The organism is Nocardia noduli (assembly GCF_019038455.1).
Lineage (GTDB): Bacteria > Actinomycetota > Actinomycetes > Mycobacteriales > Mycobacteriaceae > Nocardia > Nocardia noduli.
On sequence record NZ_JAFMPL010000311.1, the window covers coordinates 1 to 400 of the forward strand.

1 protein-coding gene is annotated in these 400 nt (G+C 67.5%); it reads right to left on the reverse strand.

Going from position 1 to position 400, the window contains the following annotated elements; genetic code table 11:
• Positions 1–386: anion permease (locus JZ792_RS43815; protein ID WP_308165658.1), on the reverse strand; the 386-nt coding region annotated here is incomplete at its 3' end.
• Positions 387–400: the final 14 nt, after the last annotated feature.

Below are 400 nucleotides of genomic sequence, written 5' to 3' on the forward strand. Positions count from 1 at the left end.
ATGAGCAGCAGCGCGATGCCCAGCTGCGTGGTGGTGGTCGTGTCGAACGGGTGCAGCGTGCCTTCCGTGGACCAGAGCACCAGCAGCAGCAGCGCCACCGCGATCAGGCGCTTCTCCGGAGCGCTGACGGGGCCGAGCGCGCGCAGTTGCTCGCGCAGGTTGCCTGCGGCGTCCTCGGAGTCGGGTACCTCGGGGCGCAGCAGCCACAGCGACACGAAGAACAGCACGACGGACATGCCGATGGTGAAGGGCAGGGCGGCCAGGAACCATTGCCCCCAGGTCACGCCGTGGCCGAAGGCCCCCTGCATGAAGTTCAGGCTGATGAGGTTCTGCGCGGCACCCGTCTTCACCGCGATGTTGAAGATCGAGCAGGCCTGCGCCGTCACGATCATCAGCGTGG